We start from the raw sequence: 3,940 nt of genomic DNA, 5'->3' as shown, positions 1-3,940 counted from the left end.
AAAAAGGGTTCACATGGGAACGGTGTTTAAGAACAGGGTCACGTCTTGTGTGGGTGTCCGAAAAAAGGGTACTACACTAATTCGTGTGTCCACTGTTATGGGTACATTATAAAATGAACAGAGATTTACGTTTTGAGGAATTAGAAGAGTACGCAAACGAGTTTGATTGTAGCATTGCAGAAGCTGCTAGAGATATAGTCTTTGATTTTTTTGTAGCCGCAGGATTTCGGGAAGATGTTCTCGAAGAAGAACTTGCGCCTAAGTCAGATGAGGAAGTAATTAATATTTTTTTAGATTTATAAATAAAGGAGAGTTGAACATGAACAACACAAAGAGAAATGAGAAAATCAACGAATTAGAATCTATTGAAACTGTTTTAGGAATTACAAAAGCAGAATACGCTGCGGAAAAGTTACTTGAACAGTACGAAAAAACAGGTCTGTGGACAGAGACTCTTTTTGACAGCTTATCTTCCATGAGTGATGAAGAAATCATTGAAATGTACTTAGATTTTTAAGTCATGTATTTAACAGTAGAGATATTTATTGTTTATTATTCCAGTGTTAATAGGTTGACTCAGAAAGGTTAAATAATATGTTAGAAGAAAAAACTTATTCAATTTCAGAACTTGCAGCAATTATTGGCGGTTCATCTAAGCGCCAAGCCATCAAACGCAAACTTGAACGCAGACACATTCTCTATTCTATTCAAGGTAGAGGAAGTAAAGCCACTTTCAAAATAGAAAAAATTCCCAGTCCCTTTCAAGAGTTCTGCATGGACGTTTTAAAATTTGATAAGAACACAGATTTTGAGAAACTGCGCAATCTTTATTATTATTGTTTAAATGATGAATTATTTATGGCAAAACCAGATGAAGAAAAAGCGATGCTTCTCGAAGATAAAGGCAAACATATTTCAAGACAAACTATTGCAGGATATGAACGAAAACTATTTGATGTATATTTCTATTCTAAAAGTGATACAGAGTTTATTTACTACTTTGCGAGTGATGGCAATTATCGAACTGCTGAACATGAAGAATACCTTGAAGCATGGCATGATTACTGGGAGTGGAAAGAACAGACTAAAAAAGAACTTGGAAATCTGCGTTATGTCTGCGCTCGAATCAAACTGAAATATGGCGGTTTTCCACGTAAACAAGGAATTATACAAGCGAATGCCATTGAAATGCCGCAAATTCGCAAGCTGATAGCATTGACTAATGAAAGTTTTGAGAAAGCGTATTCAGAACAAATTTAAGTCATGCTATTAACAGCAGAGATATTTTATATATTTCTTAAATGTTAAAAGGTTGACTTAAAAAAGCCTTTGGACAAATCACATTAATCGTATAGTTGGATTTTTGAATAATAGTAGAAAGATAGGGACGGGAGCCTTAGCGGTCTTTTTTATCGTATCGCTACGCTCACGATAAAAAATCCCTTAGTATAAAATGAAAGGAAGATTTTTAATTATGACATATGTTGAAATGATAGAACGTGACATTGCAAGAGAAAAGATGTTCAGAGAAGCATTTATGAATGGCAAAAAGCCAACAGACGAAGATAGAGCTGCGTGGACGCTTGCGGATGCGCATAATCAAGTAAAGCTGAGATATGCAAAACAACTTGACGCAAAAGAAGCAGTTTCTAACATCAAAATTTCAAGCGAGGTAAAAATTAAAAAATGAGCGAGGAAAGAAAGAGGAAGAAGAAAAAGGGGAAAGATGATGAATCTATTCTTGAAAATGAGATTTTTCACATAATGGAAGTCAGTCTGAAAGAGGCTTTAGACATGGCTCTTGATGATATACTAAAAAACTGGAAGTAATAAAGGCAAGCTATGAAAGGACGGTTGTCCTTTTAGCTTGCCTTTTTTTGCGTTTCTCTGCCGATATTTTCGACAGAGTTTTTTTGTGTTCAGAGCCAAGAGCCTCGTGATCTGGAATGAAAATCGCTCTTGCTAGGACAGTTGACCACTACATATTGCAAAAATCGTTGCAAAAGTTGCAATTCCCGAAAAGGGCGCCCCCTGTTAATAGCGGCCTGCTGCTCTTCTGTCTCCTTTAAGCGACTGCTGCCGCAATCTCCTTTCATTTCCTCTTGGAACGTGCTAAAAAGCTATTCTGAGGCTTTTGGCGTGTCCTCTGCCACGTATTCAACTAAATCCCCCACTTGACAATTCAAGAGCCTACAAAGCGTGTCTATAGTTTTCCAAGACACTAACTCATTATGTCTTATCTGTTGAAGATATGATTGTCCAATTAGCTTCTCTTCTCTTATTCTTGTGGAAGTATAACCATTTTTTTTCAACTCTGCCATAATATCTATTTTATATCTGAGAGCCATTTTAAAGTCCTCCTTCTCCATTTTGCTTAATAATATCATATATTTGCACCAATTTCCAGTGTAAATACTGCACTAATTTCAAGTGTTTTATAGCACTATATTTTGGTGTTTTTGTCAATAGACTGCACTAATATATAGTGCTATAATAAAGACAAGTTAAGAGAGAGGAACAAGTCAAGGATAGACGAAAGTAAGCGAAAGCCGAAACCAAGAATACAAGGTCAGAGTGGAAAGGGATAAGGGAGACTGGGACGCACTGAGTAGAACGCTAGATACTTAAACAGCCCACCACCACTTGAACCTCTCATCAATGTCAAAAGAAAAGAGGACAACAATTATGACAAACGAAAAAATCAATGCAACAGTAGAAGAAATCATGGAATATGAGGCACTTTTAGATGAAGTGAAAGGAATTGTGGACGGACTAAAAGATAACCTCAAAAATGAGATGGCAGAGAGAAAAGTGGAAAGCCTTTCCACAGACCGCTACACAGTCAGATGGACAGAGGTTCTTACTTCTAAATTTAATTCCAAAGAATTTAAAAAAGTTTACGAGAATCTTTACACCGCTTTTCTTCGTCAGACTCGTTCAAGACGTTTTTCAATCAGTGCATAACGGAATCTTCTTCTCTCTTGGCTTAAAAAATTAGCCAAGAGAGAAAAGTTCCTAAAATATAAGAATTAGGAACTGTAAAATCCATTGTTTCTGCGGCTTGTCAGAAATTTGTAGAAAATATGGAACTATTCATTCACAAAATAAGAACTTTTAAGGAGGAACCGCAAATGAAATTCTGTAAAATCCAAGACACATTGAACAGATGCAGCAGTTTTCTTGATGTTGCTTGTATCGCACTTGACAATGAACACTTCTTTCCAGAGGGAAACACAATCAGTTTACTCTTGGAAGATGTAAACAATCGTATCAATACTTGTGTTGAAGAATTGGAAAAGATGAAAGGGAATAATAAAAAATGAATAAGAGAACAATCGTTCTTACCACAGAACAATACAAGGAAATCATTCAGACCATGAGAGAAGGATTCTGCGGCTGCCGTCCTAATGAGAGAATCGCAACTGCTCTTGTCTTAGAGGGAAATCTGGGGCTTAGAATATCTGATATTCTGAGCCTGCGGCTCTCAGATATTGTGAGGGATGGCGACAGATACAGATTAGAGATAACAGAACAGAAAACAAAAAAGAAACGAGTTTTTACAGTTCCCCTTGTTATTCAGCAGTATATTGAAAATTACTGTTTGAGAAATGGAATCAGAAAAACTGAAAGGATTTTTAATCTGACTGAACGTGCAATCAGTAAACAACTTGCCCTTGTCTGTGATTACCTTGGATTTGAGGGAATCGGCACACACTCTTTCAGAAAGTGGTATGCAACGGAAATTTACAAAAAGAATGACTATGATATTACTTTAGTCCAACGACTGCTCCAACATAGTTCTGCTGCCATTACACAGCGTTATATTGGAATTGTATATACCGACCAGATAGAGCACACTGCACGGCGTTTCAGTGCATGGCTTCCGCCGATACAGTGCACGCTTTCCGGTCATCAGTGCATGGATGATTATTCAGGTATA

At 36.8% G+C, this 3,940-nt stretch carries 9 protein-coding genes; 8 read left to right on the top strand and 1 reads right to left on the bottom strand.

Going from position 1 to position 3,940, the window contains the following annotated elements; genetic code table 11:
• Nucleotides 1–113: 113 nt before the first annotated feature.
• From ACTQWB_RS18500 to ACTQWB_RS18480, 5 genes are all read left to right on the top strand, one after another.
• Nucleotides 114–302 (top strand): hypothetical protein, encoded by a 189-nt coding sequence (locus ACTQWB_RS18500; RefSeq protein WP_441502890.1) that lies wholly within the window; start codon nt 114–116, stop codon nt 300–302.
• 17 nt (nt 303–319) lie between these two features.
• On the top strand, nt 320–517 hold the full coding sequence (locus tag ACTQWB_RS18495; protein ID WP_441502891.1) for a hypothetical protein: 198 nt from the start codon (nt 320–322) through the stop codon (nt 515–517).
• A 77-nt stretch (nt 518–594) separates the two neighbouring features.
• Nucleotides 595–1,260, top strand: a complete 666-nt coding sequence (locus tag ACTQWB_RS18490) for a hypothetical protein (protein ID WP_441502892.1) — start codon at nt 595–597, stop codon at nt 1,258–1,260.
• A 214-nt stretch (nt 1,261–1,474) separates the two neighbouring features.
• Complete coding sequence (locus ACTQWB_RS18485) at nt 1,475–1,690, top strand: hypothetical protein (RefSeq protein ID WP_441502893.1); 216 nt, start codon at nt 1,475–1,477, stop codon at nt 1,688–1,690.
• A complete protein-coding gene (locus ACTQWB_RS18480) occupies nt 1,687–1,830 on the top strand; it encodes a hypothetical protein (RefSeq protein ID WP_441502894.1) in 144 nt (47 codons plus the stop codon). Before ACTQWB_RS18485 ends, ACTQWB_RS18480 begins: the two co-directional genes overlap by 4 nt.
• A gap of 290 nt (nt 1,831–2,120) precedes the next feature.
• Here ACTQWB_RS18480 and ACTQWB_RS18475 read toward each other — a convergent pair whose 3' ends face one another.
• Nucleotides 2,121–2,348, bottom strand: coding sequence for a helix-turn-helix domain-containing protein (locus ACTQWB_RS18475; RefSeq protein WP_441502895.1), 228 nt, complete (start codon nt 2,346–2,348; stop codon nt 2,121–2,123).
• 337 nt (nt 2,349–2,685) lie between these two features.
• On the opposite strand from ACTQWB_RS18475, the gene ACTQWB_RS18470 reads away from it, so the two are divergent.
• The 3 genes from ACTQWB_RS18470 to ACTQWB_RS18460 form a co-directional block, all read left to right on the top strand.
• Nucleotides 2,686–2,964 (top strand): hypothetical protein, encoded by a 279-nt coding sequence (locus ACTQWB_RS18470; protein WP_216419168.1) that lies wholly within the window; start codon nt 2,686–2,688, stop codon nt 2,962–2,964.
• A gap of 167 nt (nt 2,965–3,131) precedes the next feature.
• The gene (locus ACTQWB_RS18465; RefSeq protein ID WP_441502896.1) at nt 3,132–3,323 is read left to right on the top strand and encodes a hypothetical protein; all 192 of its coding nucleotides are present in this window, start codon (nt 3,132–3,134) and stop codon (nt 3,321–3,323) included.
• The coding region (locus ACTQWB_RS18460; RefSeq protein WP_441502897.1) for a tyrosine-type recombinase/integrase at nt 3,320–3,940 on the top strand (621 nt) is incomplete at its 3' end. The genes ACTQWB_RS18465 and ACTQWB_RS18460, both read left to right, overlap by 4 nt.

Origin of the sequence: Blautia sp. HCP3S3_H10_2 (assembly GCF_052122375.1) — a bacterium.
Classification (GTDB): domain Bacteria; phylum Bacillota; class Clostridia; order Lachnospirales; family Lachnospiraceae; genus Blautia_A.
The sequence above is the reverse complement of the archived record's forward strand: the minus strand, read 5'-3'. Positions and strand labels throughout refer to the sequence as shown.